This is a genomic window from Janthinobacterium agaricidamnosum, assembly GCF_003667705.1.
Lineage (GTDB): Bacteria > Pseudomonadota > Gammaproteobacteria > Burkholderiales > Burkholderiaceae_D > Janthinobacterium.
Map to the genome: position 1 here is coordinate 4,909,723 of NZ_CP033019.1, position 19,925 is coordinate 4,929,647.

Below are 19,925 nucleotides of genomic sequence, written 5' to 3' on the forward strand. Positions count from 1 at the left end.
TTTGTCAGGGCTTTGTCAGGAAATAGGGGGAGTCAGGTCAGCGCTCGACGCTCACGCCGCGCCAGAAGGCGACGTGGCCGGCAATTTGCTTGGCGGCATCCTTGGGCTGGGGGTAATACCAGGCGGCGTTGGCGTTCGTCTGGCCATCGACAACGACATCGTAATAGCTGGCCGTGCCCTTCCACGGGCAGACGCTCGTGTGGCTGCTGGGACGCAGATACTCCTGCGTCACCTTGGACAAAGGAAAATACACATTGTTTTCAACGACTTGCACCTGCGCATCGGTGGCTTGCGCGATGACGGCGCCATTCCAGCTGGCTGTTGGCATTTGACTATCCTCCTTCTTTGCCGAGTGTAGCCGAAAAAGCCCGCCTTGGCGCGCGCCATTGGCGCCCCGTTCAGGCGCCGCTGATGATCTGGCGCAAGGCTTGCTCAAACACTTCGGGCGGCTGGCCGCCGGAAATCAGGTGGCGCTCGTTGATGATGACGGCGGGCACGGAATTGATGCCGTTCTGCTGGTAGAAGCGCTCCTGCGCGCGCACCTCGTCCGCATAGGCATCGGACGCCAGCACTTCGGCCGCTTTCGCGGTATCAAGGCCCACGTCGCCCGCGACTTTCAGCAGCACCTCGTGCGAGGACGGATCCTGGCCCTGCGTGAAGTAGGCATCGAACAAGGCCATCTTGAGTTGCTTCTGGCGCCCTTCCAGAGCAGCCCAGTGCAGCAGCCGGTGCGCATCGAAGGTGTTGTAGATGCGCCCGCGCTTGTCCATGGCAAACGTAAAGCCCAGCTGTTCGCCGCGCGCGCGGATCGCTTCGCGCGACTGCGCCATCTGTTCCGGCGTGGAACCGTATTTGCGGGCGATGTGTTCGCCGATATCCTCGCCCTCGGGCGGCATATTCGCGTTCAGTTCGAAAGGCTGGAAGTGGATGTCGGCCTGGACGGTGCCGTCCAGCTTGGCCAGCGCCTGCTCCAGCGACTTCAGGCCCACCACGCACCAGGGGCAGGAAACGTCGGAAACGAAATCGATACGGATAGGGGTGGGTGTGGCGGAGGTGGTGGAAACGGTCATGGTGGGCAGCCTTTGCGCGAGTCGGTGGCGGCCGCACCGCGCGGCGCCGCAAGCACAGCATATGCGTGCGGGCCGCGGGAAATCAAGCGCTTACTTTTTCTGCACGGGCGCTTTGGCCCCATCCTTCTTGCCGCCGATCTTGCTTTCTTTACCAGAGAGCAAGTTCGCGATGTTCTGGCTGTGGCGGTAGGCCAGCAGCACGCTCATGACGATGACGGCCAGCAAGATGGGATCGACGCCGAACAGCAAGTCATAGTAAAACGGCGCGAACAGGGCCGCCACCAGCGCTGCCAGCGAGGAATAGCGAAACGCGTAGGCGATGATCAGCCAGGTGGCCAGGGTCGCCAGGCCCAGCCAGGGATTAATGCCCAGCAACACACCGAGGGCCGTGGCCACACCCTTGCCGCCGACGAAGCGGAAGAACACGGGCCACAAGTGGCCGAGGAAGACGGCGATGGCCACCAGGGCCACGGCCATGTCGCCCACGCCCAGCGCGCTGGCAAAATGGTCGGCCAGGAACACGGCCAGCCAGCCCTTGGCGCCATCGCCCAGCAGGGTCATGATGGCCGCTCCCTTGTTGCCGCTGCGCAGCACGTTGGTGGCGCCCGGGTTTTTCGAGCCATAGGTGCGCGGATCGGCAATGCCGTAGACCTTGCTCATCACCACGGCAAACGATATCGAGCCGAGCAAGTAAGCGGCCACTGTCATCGCCACGGTTGTGATTACTGGATTCATTTCTTCCCTTTATTGTGTTTATCACACCAGCATCGAGGCTGGCGCAGCAGAATATACACCAGCGTCCAGTCCAGGGACAGGGCGGCGTCTGGTTTTCTTAATCTTGCAGCGCGCACTGCACCGGCTTGGCCTTGAGCAAGTCGAGCAAGACCTGCGGCGCCAGCGAGACGAGGAAACCGCGCCGCCCGCCATTGATGTAAATGCGCGGCAAGTCCAGGATCGATTGCTCCACGTACACGGGCATGGTCTTTTTGGTGCCGAAGGGCGAGGTGCCGCCGATCATGTAGCCGGAATGGCGCTGCGCCACTTCGGGCTTGCACGGCTCGACGGACTTGCAGCCGATGCCGCGCGCCAGGTTCTTGGTCGACACCTTGCAATCGCCATGCATGAGCACGATCATCGGCTTGGCCGCCTCGTCCTGCATCACCAGGGTCTTGATCACCGCGTGTTCCGGCACGCCCAATTCGCGCGCCGAGACGCTGGTGCCGCCGTGCTCCTCGTAAGGATACGGGTGTTCTTCGAAGGAAACTTGATGCTTGCGCAGCAGCTGCGTCGCCTGCGTTTCGGAAATATGCTCTTTTTTAGCCATGCGTGATACGCTGATCGTTCAGTGAGGAGTGCTAATTATGCAGGAAGAAATCCGCTTTGCCACATTCAATGTCTGCAACCTCGCCCCCGCCGGGGCGAAATTGTATGACAACCTGGAGCCGTTGAGCCCGGCGCAATACGAGGCCAAGGCGGAATGGACGGCGCGGCAGATCGACCTGCTCGACGCCGACGTGATCGGATTCCAGGAAATTTTCTCGCAGGCAGCCCTGCGCGACGTGCTGTCGCGCACGCGCCATTACCGCGCAGCCACGCTGGCCGGCTACGATGCGATGGATATTGCCGGACGCATGCTGCCCACGGTAGCGCTGGTGTCGCGCCTGCCGCTGGCCGGTGCCGGTGTTGCCTGGGCGAATTTTCCCACCGGCGTGACCGTGTCCGCCGACAGGCAGCCCGCCGACGACAACGCCTGCCGATTCGCCCGCGCTCCACTGCATGTCCAGGTCATCTTGCCGGGCGGACAACTCACGGACGTGGTCGTCGTGCATTTGAAATCGCGCCGGCCCGACTACCGCCATGGCGACGGCAACGATGCCATCGCCTACGCGCTGGCCAACCTGCGCTCGCTGCAGCGGCGCGGCGCGGAAGCCGTGGCGCTGCGCGTGCTGGCAAGCGAGCTGGGCCACACTGGCCGTCCCCGCATCGTGCTGGGCGACTTCAACGACATCGCCAATGCCGTCACGACGGCCATCGTCATGGGCGCCGGCGCGCCGTGCGAACCGGGCATGGAAATGCGCGCGCGCCTGTACGACGCCAACGCCATCCAGCTGCGCCAGGACGCCCTGCGCCACGCGGGCTACACGAATATTCACGACAGCACCTACATGACGATCGACCATATCCTCGTGTCCGAACATTTTCATCCCGCCTCGCCGCGCGCCATCGGCGTGCTGCAGGAAGTGACGTATCTCAACGACCATTTGCTGCTGGGCTTGCCGCATGCCTCCGACCATGGCCAGGTGCTGGCACGCATCAAGCTGCTGGGCAACATTGACTAATTCAATAACTTCGCCAGCGTGCTGCCCGCGACTTGCGCGCTGGCAAAGCGCCCCTGGTATTGCTGGCAGCCCTGCCCCCGCAGATACGCCAGCTGCTGCGCCGTTTCCACGCCTTCGGCGATCACCGTCAATTGCAGCTCGCGCGCCATGGCGATGATGGTGGCGGCGACGGCCGTGTCGGACTCGCCTGCCGCGCCATCGGCCGCGGCCGGCAGGAACGACGGGTCGATCTTGAGTTGATCCACCGGGTAATGGCGCAGATTGGCCAGGCGCGAATAGCCGGTGCCGAAGTCGTCGATGGCCAGCCTGGCGCCCAGCGCGCGCAGCTGCGCCAGCACGCCGGCCAGGCGCGCGCCCCCTTTCATCAGCAAGGATTCCGTCACTTCCAGTTCCAGGCAGGCGGCGGGCAAGCCCGACACGGCCAGCGCCTCTTGCACGCTGAGCAATAAGTTATTGTGCAGGCATTGCGCCGGCGACAGATTCACGGCCACTCTCCAGGCATGGCCCGCATCGTGCCAGGCGCGCGCGCGGCGGCAGGCTTGCTGCAGCACCCAGTTACCGATCGACACCATCAAGCCGCATTCCTCGGCCACGGCAATGAAACGCTCGGGCGGCAGCACGCCCAGTTGCGGGTGGCGCCAGCGCAACAGCGCTTCGGCGCCGAGGATTTGCCCGCTGGCGACATCGAGCGCGGGCTGGAATTCGAGCACGAACTCGTCGCGCCCCAGCGCTTCGCGCAAGCCCTGCTCCAGGCTGGCCCGCTCGACGATTTGCGCATTCATCTCGGCATTGAAAAACTGGAAATTGTTGCGCCCGCTTTCCTTGGCGTGGTACATGGCGATGTCGGCGTTGTGCACGAGGCTATCGATGCTGTCGCCGTCGCTGGGAAAGATGGCCACGCCGATCGAGGTCGACACATGCAATTCGTACTCGCCCAGCTGATAGGGTTGCGTGACGGCATGCAGCAGGCTGGCCGCCACGTGGGCCACCTGGTCGATGCCGCCCACCTCTGCCAGGATGATGACGAACTCGTCGCCGCCATGCCGGCTGACGGTATCGACGCCGCGCACGCAGCGCACGAGGCGCCGCGCCACTTCCTTGAGCAGCAAGTCGCCCACGTGGTGCCCCATGCTGTCATTGATGTGCTTGAAATGGTCGAGGTCCAGGTACAGGATGGCCAGCATGCTCAGCTTGCGCCGCGCGGCCGCCAGCCCCAGCGACAGCCGGTCGAGCAGCAGCACGCGGTTCGGCAAGTCGGTGAGGAAATCGTGCTCGGCCAGGTGGCGCGTGTGCTCCTCGTTTTTCTTGCGCTCGCTGATATCGCTGAGGATGGCCAGATAATTGCTCAATTGCCCCTGCGGGTCGCGGATGGCCGTCAGCGACAGCCAGGCCGGATAGCGCCCGCCCGCCTTGCGCTGGCCGACGATGTCGCCTTGCCAGTAACCGTTGGCATCGACTTCGTCCCACACGTGGTCGAAAAATGCGGGCACGTCCGGCTCGACGCCGTGCGGGACGAAGGGCTTGCCCAGCATGTCGTCGAGGCTGTAGCCGCTGATCTCGCTGTACGCGGGATTCATGCTGACGACGTGCTGCTGCGGGTCCATCACGACGATGGCCTCGCGCGCATGCTCGACCACCTGCGCCGACAGGTACAGGGCCCGCTCGGCCAGCTTGCGCGAGGAAATATCACGGATCACGGCGTAAAACAGATAGCTATGGTCGAGCGTGACGGACGTAAGCAGCACTTCGCCCCAGAACAGCTGGCCCGTGCACGTCTGGTAACGCCAGTCGTAGCGGCAGTTGCCGTCGGCATGGGCCTGCGCCGCCAGCTGCGTGCCGCGTAACGAGGACAATGCGCCATCGGGCTGGCGCAAGGGCGAAAAGTCGCTGAGGCGGCGCCCCAGCAGGCGTGTCCGGTCTTCGCATTGAAACAGGGCGATGGCGGCCGGATTCGCCTCGGCGATGTGCTCGTCGCGCAGCAGCACGATGGCGTCGGCCGACTTCTCGTACAGCTGGCGGAAATTGTCTCCCATCAGCAGCAGGGCGCCCTGCGCCGCGTCATCCTGGCCGCTGGGCGTGATGTCGGCATCGATGCAGACCACTTGCCGCACCCTTCCGGACTGCATGACCGGAAATACGGTGGAACAGATGCAGCGCGGCGCGGCCCCGTCGGCATCGAGTTTCCACAGGCGCATGCCGCGCGCCTTGCCGCTCTCCCACACGGCCGCCAGTTCGCCGCTAACTTCCTCGGCCAGGGTGGCGGCACCGGGCAGCGAAGCGGCCACCCTGGCCCACGGCTGGCCCAGCGCCAGCTCGGCCGCCACGCCATACAGGCGCGCCGCACCCGCGCTCCAGTAGCGCACGATGCCATCGCGGTCGATACCGCGCACGGCCAGGCCGGGCGCCTGTTCGACGGCGGCAACGATGATGGACAGCAAGTCGAGCGCCTTGCCGGCCGGCCCCGCCTGCGGTTCGGCCGCGGCCAGCAAACGGCCCGGCGAGGGGGCGGCTCCGGCAATCCGATCAGACATCAGCCCCCCCGTGGCGCGGCCGCGCGGCAACCGGCGGGCAAATGACCTGTCCGGTAGCGCAACCATCCTGACCATTCTTGCGCGCCGGCGAATCGGCTTCTTGAGAAGGCGCAAGCATCGTGACGTGGACGGCGCGCATGCTGGCGATGGTCTTTGGTCGCCGTTTTTTGCATTCCAGCCCCGATTTTGTGCAATCTGTCGCACGGCGATGGCGGCCGGACTTGAATCTTCCTAAAGTGGCAACATGCGCATCGCCGTGAACGGCCGCAGCGGCAGGCGTGTCGTCTGCGGCCGCCACAGTGATGCGCTACCCGAATTCCCCCGGCCTGCCGCAGGCCGGCCGCACCGAGACCTGGCGCCGAAGCCCTGCGCCGCTCCTGAAAAAAAACCTATGAAAAACGAGACCCTGCCCCCCGCCTCTCCCCTTGCCGCCACGCGCCGCCGGCGCTGGCGCGCCCCCGTGCTGATCCTCGTCGTGCTGGGCCTGGCCGGCGGCGGCTGGACAGTGATGCAATCGAAACAGCAAGCGGCCAAGGTTGCCGAACAGCAAGCGAGCAAGAAGAAGGAACAGGAAAAGACGCCCGTGCATGAACTGGCGCAGGGCGACGTGGCCGCCATCGATGCGCGCGCCCTCAGCATCAGCCTGCCCCTGTCCGGTTCGCTGGCCCCCGTGACCCAGGCCACCATCAAGGCCAAGGTTTCCGGCGTGATCCAGGAAACGACCTTGCAGGAAGGCCAGCAAGTAGCCAACGGGCAAGTCCTCGTGCGCCTGGACGCGGCCGACCTGCGCGCCCGCCTGACGCAGCAGCAAGCCATGCTGGACGAAGCGCAGGCGCGCCTGTCCATGGCGGCCAAGAATGAAGCGAACAGCCAGGCGCTGCTCAAGCAAAAATACATTTCGCAGACGGCCTACGACACGACGCAGAATTCCGTCGACCTGGCGCGCGCCAACGTCAAGTCCGCCGCCGCCATGGTCGACATCGCCCGCATCGCGCTGGCCGACACGGTGATCCGCGCGCCGATGGCCGGCATCGTCAGCAAGCGCCATCTGCAGGCGGGCGAAAAAGTCTCGCCCGACATGCCCGTCTACACCATCGTCAACCTGGCCCAGCTGACCCTGGAAGCGCCCGTGCCCAGCGCGGAGATTCCCCGCATCAAGCTGGGCCAGGACGTGCGCTTCAAGGTCGACGGCTTCGGCGCGCGCGACTTCGCCGGCAAGGTCACGCGCATCAACCCCACCACCGAGAGCGGCTCGCGCGCCATGCTCGTCTACATCGCCGTCGACAATGGCGATGGCGCGCTGCGCGGCGGCATGTTCGCCAAGGGCAGCATCGTCACCGAGCGATCAATCGTCGCGCCGCTGGTGCCGTTGACGGCCGTGCGCAACGAAAAGCAGGGCCCCGTCGTGTATGCGCTGGTGAATAACAAGGTGGTCGCGCAGCCCGTCACCCTGGGACTGCGCAACGAGGATGAAGGCTATGCCGAGGTCAAGTCGGGCCTGGTGCCGGGCGCGAAAGTCATCATCGCCAGGCTCGATGGCGTGAAGCCGGGCCATGGCGTGACCTTCGCCGCGCCCGCCACCGGCCCCGCCCCCGCCGCGCCGGCGGCCGTGCTGGCACGGAAGGATTAAGCCATGTGGATGACCAAAGTCAGCATTCAAAACCCCGTCTTCGCCACCATGGTCATGGTGGCGCTGGTGGTGCTGGGCATCTTCTCCTACCATGGCCTGGGCGTGGAGAGCATGCCCAGCGTGCAGTTCCCGTTCGCCGCCATTGAAGTGAACTACCCGGGCGCCTCGCCCGAAGCCGTGGAAAACGACATCACGCGCCCCATCGAGGACGCCGTCAACACCGTCAGCGGCATCAAGACCATCCGCGCCAATTCGTGGGAAGGACGCGCCGGCGTCTACCTGGAATTCGAGCTGTCGACCAATATGGACAAGGCCATGCAGGACTTGCGCGACAAGGTGGCCCTGGTGCGCCCGCGCTTCCCGAAGGAAGCCAAGGACCCGTTCATCGCGCGCGCCGAGGGCGACAACGAGCGCCCCATCGCCACCATCGTGCTGACCTCGACCGGGCATGACCTGCGCTCGCTGTCGACCATGACGGAGCAGATCATCAGCAAGCGCTTCCAGGGCGTGGCCGGCGTGGGACAAGTCAAGCTGCGCGGCCTGCGCGCGCGCCAGATCCTCATCAGCATGAAGCCGATCGAGCTCAATGCCCAGGGCATCGGCGTCGATGAAGTCATCCGCGCGATCCAGGCGACGAATACCAACCTGCCGGCCGGCTCGATCAGCCATGGCGCGGCAGAGCAGCTGGTGCGCGTGGAAGGCAAGATCAAGGATGCGCGCGAATTCGGCAAGATCATCGTGGCGCGCCGCGCCATCGGTCCCGTCTACCTGGACCAGGTGGCCACCGTCGTCGACGGCGAGCAGGAAGAACTGTCGATTTCGCGCATGAACGGCCAGCAGGCCGTGACCATGGAAATCACCAAGGTGCAGGACGCCAACGTGGTCGAAGTGGGCACCGGCATCCTGAAAGTGGCGGCGGACCTGCAAAAGACCCTGCCGCCCGATATCACCCTGCGCGTGCTGGACGACGAGTCGGAACGCGTGCAAAGCCAGCTCAATAACGTCAAGCGCACCATCATCGAAGGCGCCGTGCTGACCATGGTGATCGTCTTCCTGTTCCTGCACTCGTGGCGCTCGACCATCATCACGGGCTTGACCCTGCCGATCTCCGTGCTGGCCAGCTTCATCGCCATGAAGGCCTTCGGCTTCACGCTGAACTTTTTGACCCTGATGGCGCTGTCCCTGTGCATCGGCCTGCTGATCGACGACGCCATCGTGGTGCGCGAAAACATCGTGCGCCACCTGGGCATGGGCAAGAACCACTACAAGGCGGCCAACGACGGCACCAATGAAATCGGCCTGGCCGTAATGGCCACCACGTTCGCCATCGTCGCCGTGTTCGTGCCCGTCGCCTTCATGGACGGCATCATCGGCCGCTTCTTCCTGCAGTTCGGCATCACCGTGGCCGTCGCCGTGCTCGTTTCCCTGTTCGTCAGCTTCACGCTCGACCCCATGCTGTCGTCCGTCTGGCGCGATCCCGTCAAGGACCGCTTCAAGTACGCGCCGTGGCTGGGCCGCTTCATGGCCTGGATCGAGACGGGCATCGACCGCCTGCACGTCTGGTACGGCAAGGTGCTGGCTGTGGCCCTGCGCTGGCGCAAGACCACGCTGGCCACGGCCGTGGCGCTGTTCGCGGGCAGCCTGATGCTCGTGCCCATGATCGGCGGCGAAATGTTCCCCGAAACGGACCAGGGCTGGGTCAACCTGCGCTTCAAGACGCCCGTCGGCTCCAGCCTCGAATACACGGATAGCAAAGTGCGCCAGATCGAAACGGCCTTGAAGGAATTTCCCGAGATCGACAGCCTGGTGGCCAATATCGGCACGCCCGATGGGCGCAACACGGCCGAGGTGAACCTGAAGCTGACGGACATCAAGACACACAAGCGCCGCTCGCAGCAGGAACTGGAAAAACTGATCCGCGAACGCCTGGCGCCGATCGCCGGCATCACCCTGTCCGTCGGCCAGCGCCCCATCTTCATCGCCATCCTCGGCACGGACGAAGGCAAGCTCGATGCGGTGGCGCACACCCTGATGGACAAGATGCGCAACATCAAGGGCCTGGCCGACATGGAATACAGCCAGGAAGGCGCCAATCCGTCGACCACGGTGAAGATCAATAACGAACTGGCCAGCGACCTGGGCTTGTCGGTGCAGCAGATCGGCAATGCCCTGCGGCCGTTCGTGGCGGGCGACACGGTCAGCCACTGGCTGGCGTCCGACGGGCAGAACTACGACGTCAACGTGCAGCTGCCCAAATCGGGCCGGCAAAAGGTGGCCGACCTGGCCGACCTGTCGCTGGCGTCGAGCAAGCTTGACGCAAACGGCAAGCCCGTCATGATCCCGCTGCGCCAGGTGGTCGAATTCGTGCCGTCCTCGAGTCCGCAGGTGCTCAAACGCCAGGCCTTGCAGCGCCGGGTCGCCATCTATGCGGGCGTGCAGGGCCGCCCTGCCGGCGACGTCGACGCCGACGTGCAGAAGGCCATCAAGTCCATCGACCTGCCGCCGGGCGTGCGCTTCGACGTGGCCGGCAATGCGCAGCAGATGGCTGAAACCATGGGCGGCGCGATGATGGCGCTGGGGATCGCCGTGATCTTCATCTACCTGGTGCTGGCCTCGCAGTTCGGCAGCTTCCTGCAGCCGATCGCCATCATGGTGTCCTTGCCGCTGTCCCTGATCGGCGTGCTGGCCGCGCTGCTGATCACGGGCAGCACCCTGAACATCTTCTCCGTGATCGGCTTCATCATGCTCATGGGCTTAGTGACGAAGAACGCGATTCTGCTGGTCGACTTCACCAACCAGCGCCAGCGCGAAGGCCTGGGGCAGTTCGAGGCGCTGATGGAAGCGGGGCAAGTGCGGCTGCGCCCCATCCTGATGACGACCCTGGCGATGGTGTTCGGCATGCTGCCGATGGCCATCGGCATGGGCGACGGCGGCGAATCGCAGGCGCCGATGGGCCGCGCCGTCATCGGCGGCGTGATCACCTCGACCTTGCTGACCTTGGTGGTGGTGCCCGTCGCCTACACCTATCTCGATAGCCTGGGCAAGCGCGCCGCGCGCTTTTTCGGCAGCGGCGAGCATGCCGAATCCGCCGATGATGGCAAAGCACACGCCCACTGATTGACCGGTCGCCTTCACCGTCCCCGCATTGGCGGGGACGACGCGGCGGCTGCCTGAAGAGAGCTTCAGTTGACCAAAGCGGCACCACTGGCTAGACTGTCCCCGTTATCAATGATATGGAGTGACTCGTGGGTGCTTGTTCCAGTGACAGTAGTCGATTGACCATCGGCGATCGACCTTAGGCAAGACGCGCGCATTCCGCCCGCCCTGCCCTCGGCAAGGTGTGGCTCTTCCAGCGGCGAACTTCACTCGCCGCCACTTCCCTCCTCATCGTTCCACCGCCCGTCATCCCCGTCTGCTGCCCCCAATCCGGGCGGATTTTCTTCGCCTTGTGCACTCGCCTGTTCCTCCCCAGCCGGGAGAAACTGATGGTGGTATTTGACTTTGCGCTGCGCGTTGCCGCGGCATTGACCCTGGGCGCCATGATCGGCGCCGAACGCCAGCTGCGCCAGCGCATGGCGGGCCTGCGCACGAATGCGCTGGTGTCCGTCGGCGCTTCGCTGTTCGTGATGGTTTCCGTGCTCGAAGGCGATGCCTCCGGCCATATGCGCATCGCCGCGCAGGTGGTGTCGGGCATCGGCTTTCTCGGTGCCGGCGTCATCATGCGCGAGGGCATGACGGTACGCGGCCTGAACACGGCCGCCACCCTGTGGTGCTCGGCCGCCATCGGCATCCTGTGCGGCCTGGGGTTTGCCCTGGAAGCGGCCATCGGCACGGGCTTCGTGCTGATCGCCAACCTGGTGCTGCGCCACCTGGCGCAACGCATCAACGCGCACGGCAGCGAAGCGGGCATCGAGACGGAAAGCATCTATCGCGTGACGGCCGTGTGCGAGGCGGAGCAGGAAGTGCAAGTGCGCAAGCTGATGCTGCGCTTGATCAGCGGCATGCCGGCGCTGATGCTGCAATCCTTGCACAGCGAAGACGCGGCGCAGGCCGGGCGCATCGAAGTGCGGGCCGACCTGCTCACGCCCGTCTCCAGCCTGGGATTGCTGGAGCAGATCGTCAGTCAGGTCAGCCTGGAAGGCAGCGTCTCGGCCGTGCGCTGGGCGCTCGTGAACAACGCGGAATTTGTCGCTGAACGGGGAGTGTGATGATGAAAAAATTCTTCCATTGGTTTGCCAGGCGCGGTCCCGTCATGGCCACCTACCGCCTGACCGTCACCTGCCCCGCGGCGCAAGCCGACCACGTGGTGCGCCTGCTGCTGGCCGAACTGCAAGACGCGGGCCTGGCGCCGTCGCAGATGCTGCGCAGCTGGGACGAAGCCCGGCAAGTGGTGCGGCTGATCGCCACGGTGCTGTGCCAGGCCGTGCAGCGCGCCGTGCTGGTGCGCTTCGTCAACCGCGCGGGCGCCTGGCCGCAAGTGCGGCAGGTGCGCTGGGAAGGCGTCGCCCCCTCAGCTTGACGCGGGCAGGCGCATGAGGAACAGCGCGCCGCCTTGCGGGCGGTTGCGCGCCTCGATGCTGCCGCCGTACGCGTGCACGATCGCTTGCGACAGGGCCAGGCCCAGGCCGAAGCCGGGCGCCTCGCCCGCGCGCGCCTGGGCGCCACGGTAAAAGCGCTCGAACAGATGCGGCAAGTCTTCCACGCCGATGCCCGGTCCCGCGTCCGCCACGCCGACGAGTGCATGTTCACCCTCGCGCGCCACGTGCACGCTGATGACACTATCGGGTGGCGAAAACTTCACGGCATTATCGAGCAGATTGGCCAGCACCAGGTCCACGGGGCCGGCCGCCACGCGCGCGTGCACGGCCACACTGTCATCGAAGACGATGCGGATGCCGCGCTGCGCTGCCGGCTTTTCCAGCCGCTGCGCGGCCGCCCGCACGAGCGGATTGAGCGCGATGGTTTCCACGGCATTGCGCTCCTGCCCCACGTCCAGGCGCGTGAGCATCAGCAGTTCTTCCACCAGGGTCGTCAGGCGCTGCACTTCATCGAGGCAGGACGCCAGCGCGTCCACATACTCGGGCGCTTCGCGCGGACGGCGCAGGGTAATTTCGATTTCCGTGCGCAGGCGCGACAGGGGCGAGCGCAGTTCGTGCGAAGCATCGGCCGTGAAGCGGCGCTGCGCATCGTAGCCGTGTTCCAGGCGGTCCAGCATGGCGTTCAGGGTATCGACCAGGCGGCCGATCTCGTCCTGCGTGCCGGGATGGGGCAGGCGCTGGTGCAGGCTGGCCTCGCCGATCGAATGCGCCTGGTCGACCACGTCGTCGATGGCGCCCAGCACGCGGCGCGTGAGCATTTCGCCGGCCAGGCCCACGGCCGCCAGCAAGGCCAGCGCCATGGCGCCAAACAGCACGGTGGCCGCGGCCAGCACGTGATTCGTGTCGTCGAGCGAACCGGCCACCTGCACCGCCAGGCGCGCGCCGGACGAGGGCACGGGAATCGAGACCATGCGCAGCGGCTCTTCGCCAAACTTGGGCAGGGTTTCGAAGACGGTCTCGCCGGCCGCCAGGCGCGCCAGCAGGGCGGGCGGCGCCGGCAGCTGCGCCGCCTCCAGGTTGCGGCTGCGCGCCAGCACGCGGCCTTCGCCATCGATGATCTGCACCAGGCGGTCCAGCCGCGTCAACGACGGCGGCGCCAGGCCCGGCGCCACCTCGTGCACCTGCACGGGCTGGCGCGGCGCGGCCGGCAGCATGGCCATTTCCGTCTCGGCCAGCGCCAGCAGGGCCGCATCGAGCTGGCCGTGCACGGCGCGCGACAGGCCCCAGTAGCCGGCCAGCGCCGTGCAGGCGACGATGGCGAGGATGACGGCCAGGTGCACCAGCAGCAATCGCTTGCGAAAGCTAGCCACCATGGTTTTCCGCCAGGCGGAAGCCGCGTCCGCGCACCGTGTGGATCAGGGGCGGCAAGCCCGGCGCATCGACCTTGCCCCGCAAATTGCGCACGTGGACGTCGATCAGGTTGTCGATACCGATCAGGTCAGCCTGCCAGATCTGCTCGGCCAGGCGCGCGCGGCTCACCACCTCGCCCGCCTGGCGCAGCAGGATCAGCAGAATCGCGTATTCCTTGGGCGTGAGCACCAGCGGCGCGCCGGCCCGCGTCGCCTGGTGGCTGACGGGATCGAGCGTCAGGTCGGCCAGCGCCAGCACCAGCGGGCGGCTGATGTCGGAGCGGCGCAGCAAGGCGCGGATGCGCGCCAGCAGCTCCTCGAATTCGAACGGCTTGGTCAGGTAATCGTCGGCGCCCGTGTTCAGGCCCGCCACCCGGTCGGCCGTGGCGTCGCGCGCCGTGAGCATCAGCACGGGCGTCTGGATGCCGCGCGCGCGCAAATCGCGGCAAAAATCGATGCCCTGCTTGCCCGGCAACATCCAGTCCAGCACGATCGCGTCGTAGTCGACGGCGTAGCTTTCATCCTCGCCCTCTTCCGCGCTGTGCGCCACGTCGACGACAAAGCCTTCTTCCTGCAAGCCACGGGCCAGCAGGCGCGCCGCCTTGCGGTCGTCTTCCACCAGGAGGATTCTCATGCCTGCCTTTCCCATTGTGCTGTGTTTTCCCGCATTTTCCATCCTTGCATTTTACCGCGCCACACCGCGCGCGCACGCAACCTGAAGAATGATTCAGGCGTTCTTGGGCGCTTCTTCAGGAGCACATTGCTATGCTTTTCCGGCGCTGTCATACCGCTGCCCGCGCTCCCCTCTGACCGCCCGCCTGGGCACGGCATCCACGCATGCCCCATCACCATCAATAACAAGGAAACACGGGATGAACACGACCACCCGCAACGCCCTGGGCGCCAGCTGCGCCCTCGCTCTCGCCTGCTCGGCCCTGGCCGGCTGCGCCAAACCGACGGCGGCAGCCACGCCGCCCGTCCAATCGATGCATCTGGACGACGGCAGCATCGCCGTCGACAGGATGTCGCCGCTGCGCCAGCGCCTGCAGATCGCCGCCGTGCAGGAACAGGAGATCGCCACACAGACGGAGGCGCCGGGCAGCATCGAAGCGATGCCGGAAAAACTGGTGAAGATCACGCCGCCCCTGGCCGGGCGCATCACGCGCTTGCAGCGCGCCCTGGGCGACAGCGTGAAGGCGGGCGACCCGCTGTTCACGCTCGACTCGGCGGAACTCAGTGCTGCCTACGCGGACGACAGCAAGGCGAAGTCCGCCCTGCTGCAGGCGCGCCAGGAACTGGAGCGCCAGAAAACGCTGTTCGAGGCGGAAATCGCCGCGCGCAAGGAATATGAAGCGGCCCAGGCGGCCTTTGCGCAGGCCGGCAGCGACGCGCAGGCCAGCGCCGACAAGCTGGCCCAGTACGGCGCCGGCGCGCGCGGCACACGCGGCACCCGCCGCGACTACGTGCTGCGTTCGCCCATCGCCGGCACCGTGATCGCCATGGAAGGCGCCCAGGGCGGCTACTGGAACGATATCAACGCGCCCGTCATGACGGTGGCGGATCTCTCCACCGTGTGGCTGTCGGCCAACGTGGCCGAAAGGGACCTGGCGCAGGTGGCCGTGGGCCAGACGGCCCGCATCACCGTCGACGCCTGGCCCGGCAAGGCTTTCGAGGGCAAGGTCGCGTATGTGGGCGCCGTGCTCGATCCCGAGACGCGCACGGTGAAAGTGCGCGTGGCCATCGACAACCGCGCCGGCACCTTCAAGCCCGGCATGTTTGCCCACGCGGGGTTCGCCGGCGCCAGCCGCCGCGCCCTCCTCGTGCCCGCGGCCGCCGTGCTGCAAAGCGGGCCATCGACGCGCGTGATGGTCGAGCGCAGCCCGCTGGTATTTACGCCGCGCACGGTGGAAGTGGGCGCCAGCCATGGAGAACAGGTGGAAATCCTCGCCGGCCTGAAAGCGGGCGAACGCATCGTCGTCAAGGAAGGAGTGCTGCTCAATGATTGACCGTTTCATCGCCACCTGCTGCCAGCGGCGCGGCATCGTCTGGCTGGTGCTGCTGTTCGTCGCCGTCTACGGCGTCTACTGCTGGAAGCAGCTGCCCATCGAAGCCTATCCCGACATCGCCGACGTGACCTCGCAGATCGTCACGCAGGTGCCGGGCCTGGGCGCCGAGGAGATCGAGCAGCAGATCACCATACCGCTCGAGCGCGCCCTGCTCGGCACGCCAGGCATGCACGTGCTGCGCACGCGCAGCCTGTTCGCGCTGTCGCTGATCACCGTGGTGTTCGAGGATGGCAGCGACGGCTACTTCACGCGCGAACGGTTGCAGGAGCGCCTGGCCAGCGTGAACCTGCCGTACGACGCCAAGCCGGGGCTTGATCCCTACACCTCGCCCACGGGCGAGATCTACCGCTACACGCTGGAATCGAAAACGCGCTCCCTGCGCGAACTGTCCGAGTTGCAGTTCTGGACCGTGATTCCGCGCCTGCAGCAGGTGCGCGGCGTGGCCGACGTCAGCAATTTCGGCGGCCTGACGACGCAATTCATGCTGGAACTCGACCCCGCAAAACTGGACAGCTACGGTTTCTCGCTGGCGCAGGTGAAGGACGCCATCAACGCCAATAACCTCAGCGGCGGCGGCAGCGTCATCGACCGCGGCCAGCAATCGTACGTGGTGCGCGGCGTGGGCCTGCTGCATTCGCTCGATGACATGGGTAACGTCGTCGTCAGCAGCAAGGACGGCGTGCCCGTGCTGGTGAAGGACCTGGGCAAGCTCGCTTACGGCAACGTGGAGCGGCGCGGCATCCTCGGCATGGACGACAACCCCGACACCATCGAAGGCATCACCCTGCTGCTGAAGGATTTCAACCCGTCCGAAGCGCTGGCCGGCATCCATGCGGCCGTGGACGATTTGAATGCGAATGTGCTGCCGAAGGACGTCAAGGTCGTGCCCTACCTGGACCGCAGCTCGCTGATCGACGCCACCCTGCACACGGTGGGATTTACCTTGGGCGAAGGCATGCTGCTCGTCGCCCTCGTGCTGCTGCTGTATCTGGGCAGCCCGCGCGCGGCCGCCATCGTCGCGCTGACGATTCCGCTGGCCCTGCTGATCGCCTTTATCTTCATGCACCACTTTAAGATTCCCGCCAATTTGCTGTCCCTGGGGGCGATCGACTTCGGCATCCTCGTCGACGGTTCCGTGGTGGTGCTGGAAAACATGCTGCGCCGCCGTGAGCGCGAGCAGGACCGCCCGCTCACCCTGCAGGACGCCATCGACGCGACCCTGCAGGTGGCGCGCCCCATCATGTTCGGCATGGCCGTCATCATCGCCGCCTACCTGCCCCTGTTCGCCTTCCAGCGCATCGAGTACAAGCTGTTCTCGCCCATGGCGTATGCGGTGGGCGCGGCGCTCGTGGGCGCGCTGGTGGTGGCCCTGGTGCTGATCCCGGGCCTGGCCTGGCTGGCCCTGCGCAAGCCGCGCCGCACCTTCCATAACCGCGTGCTGGACAAGCTGACGGGCGCGTATGGCCGCTTCCTCGAACGCATGGTGGGCAAGAAGCGCTGGGTGGCGATGGTGTGCGCAGGATCGCTCGCAGCGCTTGCCATCCTGGGCGGCAGCATCGGCCGCGACTTCCTGCCCTATCTCGATGAGGGGTCGCTGTGGCTGCAGGTGCAGATGCCGCCCGGGATCACCCTGGACAAGGCGTCGGAGATGGCCGGCGAACTGCGGCGCGCCGCGCTGGAATTCCCGGAAGTGTCGACCATCGTCACGCAGACGGGACGCAACGACGACGGCACCGATTACTGGACGCCGTCGCACATCGAGGCAAGCGTGGGACTGCATCCCTATAAAAGCTGGAAGTCGGGCATGAGCAAGCAGCAGCTGATCGCAAAAATGAACGAGCGCTTCGCGCGCATGCCCGGCGTCACAGTCGCCTTCATGCAGCCGATGATCGATGGCGTACAGGACAAATTGTCGGGCGCGCACAGCGACCTGACGGTGAAAATCTTCGGCAACGACCTCGATGAGGTGCGCGCCATCGCCAGCAAGGTGGCCAATGTGCTGAAGACTGTCCACGGCGCCTCCGACGTGGCGGTGGACGTGGAGCCGCCGCTGCCCAACCTGAAGGTGGAACTGGACCGCGCGAAGGCGGCCCGCTACGGCATCAATGCGGCCGACGTGGCCGACCTGATTGCCACCGGCATCGGCGGCACGCCCATCGGCCAGGTCTACGTGGGCGAAAAAAGCTATGACATCGCCGTGCGCTTCCCGCCCGCCACGCGTTCCAGCCCGGACGCCATCGCCAGCCTGAAGCTCACGGCCGCCAACGGTGCCAGGGTGCCACTGGCGCAGGTGGCCACCATCAGCACCACCTCGGGCGAAAGCGTGATCGTGCGCGAAATGGGGCGGCGCCACATCATCGTGCGCCTCAATGCCCGCGGACGCGACCTGGCCGGCTTCCTGGCCGAAGCGCGCCCGCTGGTGGCGCAAGCCGTGGCGGGCGAGCACCAGCGCATCAGCGTCGAGTGGGGCGGCCAGTTTGAAAACCTGCAGCGCGCGCAAAGCCGCCTGGCCCTGATCCTGCCGATGACCCTGGGCGCCATGTTCCTGCTGCTGTTTGGCCAGTTCCGCAACCTGCGCCAGCCCGCGCTGGTCTTGCTGGCCGTGCCGCTGGCCATGCTCGGTGGCCTGGCCGCGCTGCACCTGCGCGGCATGACCCTGAACGTGTCGAGCGCCGTCGGCTTCATCGCCCTGTTCGGCGTGGCCGTGCTCAATGCCGTGCTGATGCTGGCGCAGATCAACCGCTTGCGCGCGGACGAAGGCAGGAGCTTGCGCGACGCCGTACTGGATGGCGCGCGCGACCGCATGCGCCCCGTGCTGATGACGGCCACCGTGGCCGCCCTGGGCCTGACGCCGGCCATGCTGGCGACGGGCCTGGGCAGCGACGTGCAGCGCCCGCTGGCCACCGTCGTGGTGGGCGGGCTGGTGACGGCGACGGCACTGACCCTGCTGCTGTTGCCGGCCCTGTATTACCTGATCGAGGCGTATGTACAACAACGCCGGACCGATACCGAAGGAGTGAACCATGACACGTTTTAATGTATTGCTGGCGGCCTGGCTGATCGCCCCCGGCGCCTGCGCCGCGCCCTTGACCTTCGAGACCTATTTGTCCGCCGTGGAAAGCCACAGCCTGGAATTGCAGGCGCAGCAGGAAGACATCGTCTCGGCCAAGGCCGGCATCGGCATCGCCGGCTTGCGTCCCGATCCCGAATTCACGCTGGGCGCCACGCGCGAAACCGTGCGCAGCGTCGAGCACCGCCCCGTCACGTGGAATCCGGCCATCAGCATGGCCATCGAAACGGGCGGCAAGCGCGCCGCGCGCTTGAAGGCGGCGCACAGCCACGTCGCGCTGGCCGAGGAAACGGTGGCTGGCTTCAAAAGCGAACTGTATGGCACGGCCGCCGCCGCGTTCACGGAAGCGTGCCGCACGCGCGAGGTCCTCGCGCGCAAGGAGCAGACCATGGCGGCCCTGTCGAAAGTCGTCGACGCGAATGCCGTGCGGCGCAAGGCGGGCGACGTGGGCGGCATCGAGCTGCTGCAGTCGCGCGTGGAACGCGACCAGTTCCAGGCCGAGCTGGCGCAGGCGCGCAGCGAGGCGGACAGCGCCATGTTGAATTTGTCGCCCCCCTTGGGCCGCCAGTTCGACAGCCTGTTTCCGGACGCACAGCTGGCCTGCGACTTCGCCGCGTATGCCGACCAGGATGCCAGCGCCCTGGTGCCGCAGGCGCTGCGCGAGCGCAGCGACGTGCGCATCGCCCGCGCCACCGTGGACAATCTGCGCGACGGCGCGGCGCTGGTGCGCGCCAACCGCTCGGTCGACCCGACCGTCACCGTGGGCCTGGCCGCCGCGCGCGGCTACCATGACGGCGTTGACGCCGGCGGCAATCCCGTCGACGGGTCGCCACGCTCGCGCGCCTTGAGCGTATCGCTGGCCATCCCCATCCCCCTGTCGCGGCGCGACAGGGGCGACGTGGTGCAGGCGGAAGCGGGCGTGACGCAGGCGATGCTGGCCCTGCGCCAGGCGGAACTGACGGCGGAAACGCAGGTGCGCACGGCGCAGCGGCAGCTGCGTGCGGCGCGGGACAGGCTGGCGCGCTACCGCGACGGCGTGCTGGTCGATGCGCAAAAGGTGGTCGACGGCATGCGCCTGTCCTATTTCAGTGGCAATGCCTCGCTGCTGGAATGGCTGGCGGCGCAGCGTTCGGCCGATGAGGCGTATCAGGGTTATGTGCAGGCGCGCGCCGATGCGGCCATCGCCAGCACGCAGCTGCAACTGGCGATCGGCCAGCGGCCGCGCTTGTAGCGGGGGAAGGAAAAACGCGGGGAGACCGGCGCGGCCATGCC

Annotated in this window: 15 protein-coding genes; 8 read left to right on the forward strand and 7 right to left on the reverse strand. The window is 66.4% G+C overall.

All coding sequences use genetic code 11. The features are described 5' to 3' along the window. Positions 1-37: 37 nt before the first annotated feature. The 4 genes from D9M09_RS22185 to ybaK form a co-directional block, all read right to left on the reverse strand. Positions 38-328: a DUF427 domain-containing protein gene (locus tag D9M09_RS22185; protein WP_070223083.1), complete on the reverse strand. Its 291-nt coding sequence runs from the start codon at positions 326-328 to the stop codon at positions 38-40. Positions 329-398: 70 nt separating this feature from the next. Then, complete coding sequence (locus tag D9M09_RS22190; protein ID WP_070223081.1) at positions 399-1,070, reverse strand: DsbA family oxidoreductase; 672 nt, start codon at positions 1,068-1,070, stop codon at positions 399-401. Between the two features lie 90 nt (positions 1,071-1,160). After that, on the reverse strand, positions 1,161-1,805 hold the full coding sequence (gene plsY, locus D9M09_RS22195) for a glycerol-3-phosphate 1-O-acyltransferase PlsY (protein WP_240453445.1): 645 nt from the start codon (positions 1,803-1,805) through the stop codon (positions 1,161-1,163). A 97-nt stretch (positions 1,806-1,902) separates the two neighbouring features. Then, on the reverse strand, positions 1,903-2,394 hold the full coding sequence (ybaK, locus tag D9M09_RS22200; protein ID WP_070223079.1) for a Cys-tRNA(Pro) deacylase: 492 nt from the start codon (positions 2,392-2,394) through the stop codon (positions 1,903-1,905). Between the two features lie 37 nt (positions 2,395-2,431). Here ybaK and D9M09_RS22205 point away from each other — a divergent pair, with 37 nt between their 5' ends. After that, complete coding sequence (locus D9M09_RS22205; RefSeq protein ID WP_121670394.1) at positions 2,432-3,409, forward strand: endonuclease/exonuclease/phosphatase family protein; 978 nt, start codon at positions 2,432-2,434, stop codon at positions 3,407-3,409. On the opposite strand, the gene D9M09_RS22210 is transcribed toward D9M09_RS22205, so the two are convergent. Further along, positions 3,406-5,940, reverse strand: coding sequence for a sensor domain-containing protein (locus tag D9M09_RS22210; protein ID WP_121671196.1), 2,535 nt, complete (start codon positions 5,938-5,940; stop codon positions 3,406-3,408). The two genes, D9M09_RS22205 and D9M09_RS22210, sit on opposite strands and share 4 nt — an antisense overlap. Positions 5,941-6,331: 391 nt before the next feature. Here D9M09_RS22210 and D9M09_RS22215 point away from each other — a divergent pair, with 391 nt between their 5' ends. From D9M09_RS22215 to D9M09_RS22230, 4 genes are all read left to right on the forward strand, one after another. Then, positions 6,332-7,570 carry an efflux RND transporter periplasmic adaptor subunit gene (locus D9M09_RS22215; protein WP_121670395.1) on the forward strand — a complete coding sequence of 413 codons (1,239 nt, stop codon included), beginning with the start codon at positions 6,332-6,334 and terminating at the stop codon, positions 7,568-7,570. A gap of 3 nt (positions 7,571-7,573) precedes the next feature. Next, complete coding sequence (locus D9M09_RS22220) at positions 7,574-10,687, forward strand: efflux RND transporter permease subunit (protein ID WP_121670396.1); 3,114 nt, start codon at positions 7,574-7,576, stop codon at positions 10,685-10,687. Positions 10,688-11,058: 371 nt separating this feature from the next. Next, positions 11,059-11,778, forward strand: coding sequence for an MgtC/SapB family protein (locus tag D9M09_RS22225; protein ID WP_205602420.1), 720 nt, complete (start codon positions 11,059-11,061; stop codon positions 11,776-11,778). Next, positions 11,778-12,089 (forward strand): hypothetical protein, encoded by a 312-nt coding sequence (locus D9M09_RS22230; RefSeq protein WP_070287737.1) that lies wholly within the window; start codon positions 11,778-11,780, stop codon positions 12,087-12,089. Before D9M09_RS22225 ends, D9M09_RS22230 begins: the two co-directional genes overlap by 1 nt. Here D9M09_RS22230 and D9M09_RS22235 read toward each other — a convergent pair. Beyond that, positions 12,081-13,478, reverse strand: coding sequence for a sensor histidine kinase (locus tag D9M09_RS22235; RefSeq protein WP_205602421.1), 1,398 nt, complete (start codon positions 13,476-13,478; stop codon positions 12,081-12,083). The genes D9M09_RS22230 and D9M09_RS22235 overlap by 9 nt on opposite strands. Further along, the gene (locus D9M09_RS22240; RefSeq protein WP_070287908.1) at positions 13,471-14,151 is read right to left on the reverse strand and encodes a response regulator transcription factor; all 681 of its coding nucleotides are present in this window, start codon (positions 14,149-14,151) and stop codon (positions 13,471-13,473) included. Before D9M09_RS22240 ends, D9M09_RS22235 begins: the two co-directional genes overlap by 8 nt. A 238-nt stretch (positions 14,152-14,389) precedes the next feature. Here D9M09_RS22240 and D9M09_RS22245 point away from each other — a divergent pair, with 238 nt between their 5' ends. The 3 genes from D9M09_RS22245 to D9M09_RS22255 are packed head-to-tail and all read left to right on the forward strand — an operon-like array spanning position 14,390 to position 19,884. Beyond that, positions 14,390-15,523 carry an efflux RND transporter periplasmic adaptor subunit gene (locus D9M09_RS22245; RefSeq protein WP_121670399.1) on the forward strand — a complete coding sequence of 378 codons (1,134 nt, stop codon included), beginning with the start codon at positions 14,390-14,392 and terminating at the stop codon, positions 15,521-15,523. Then, positions 15,516-18,620 (forward strand): efflux RND transporter permease subunit, encoded by a 3,105-nt coding sequence (locus D9M09_RS22250; protein WP_121670400.1) that lies wholly within the window; start codon positions 15,516-15,518, stop codon positions 18,618-18,620. The genes D9M09_RS22245 and D9M09_RS22250 overlap by 8 nt, the downstream gene beginning before the upstream one ends. Continuing rightward, a complete protein-coding gene (locus D9M09_RS22255; protein WP_121670401.1) occupies positions 18,607-19,884 on the forward strand; it encodes a TolC family protein in 1,278 nt (425 codons plus the stop codon). Before D9M09_RS22250 ends, D9M09_RS22255 begins: the two co-directional genes overlap by 14 nt. The last annotated feature ends 41 nt before the right edge of the window (positions 19,885-19,925 follow it).

Coding starts and splice junctions, on each gene's coding strand:
- D9M09_RS22255 (WP_121670401.1), top strand. CDS start 18,607: ATGACACGTTTTAATGTATTGCTGGCGGCCTGGCTGATCGCCCCCGGC.
- ybaK (WP_070223079.1), bottom strand. CDS start 2,394: ATGGCTAAAAAAGAGCATATTTCCGAAACGCAGGCGACGCAGCTGCTG.
- D9M09_RS22245 (WP_121670399.1), top strand. CDS start 14,390: ATGAACACGACCACCCGCAACGCCCTGGGCGCCAGCTGCGCCCTCGCT.
- D9M09_RS22205 (WP_121670394.1), top strand. CDS start 2,432: ATGCAGGAAGAAATCCGCTTTGCCACATTCAATGTCTGCAACCTCGCC.
- D9M09_RS22220 (WP_121670396.1), top strand. CDS start 7,574: ATGTGGATGACCAAAGTCAGCATTCAAAACCCCGTCTTCGCCACCATG.
- D9M09_RS22185 (WP_070223083.1), bottom strand. CDS start 328: ATGCCAACAGCCAGCTGGAATGGCGCCGTCATCGCGCAAGCCACCGAT.
- plsY (WP_240453445.1), bottom strand. CDS start 1,805: ATGAATCCAGTAATCACAACCGTGGCGATGACAGTGGCCGCTTACTTG.
- D9M09_RS22215 (WP_121670395.1), top strand. CDS start 6,332: ATGAAAAACGAGACCCTGCCCCCCGCCTCTCCCCTTGCCGCCACGCGC.
- D9M09_RS22230 (WP_070287737.1), top strand. CDS start 11,778: ATGATGAAAAAATTCTTCCATTGGTTTGCCAGGCGCGGTCCCGTCATG.
- D9M09_RS22240 (WP_070287908.1), bottom strand. CDS start 14,151: ATGAGAATCCTCCTGGTGGAAGACGACCGCAAGGCGGCGCGCCTGCTG.
- D9M09_RS22190 (WP_070223081.1), bottom strand. CDS start 1,070: ATGACCGTTTCCACCACCTCCGCCACACCCACCCCTATCCGTATCGAT.
- D9M09_RS22210 (WP_121671196.1), bottom strand. CDS start 5,940: ATGTCTGATCGGATTGCCGGAGCCGCCCCCTCGCCGGGCCGTTTGCTG.
- D9M09_RS22250 (WP_121670400.1), top strand. CDS start 15,516: ATGATTGACCGTTTCATCGCCACCTGCTGCCAGCGGCGCGGCATCGTC.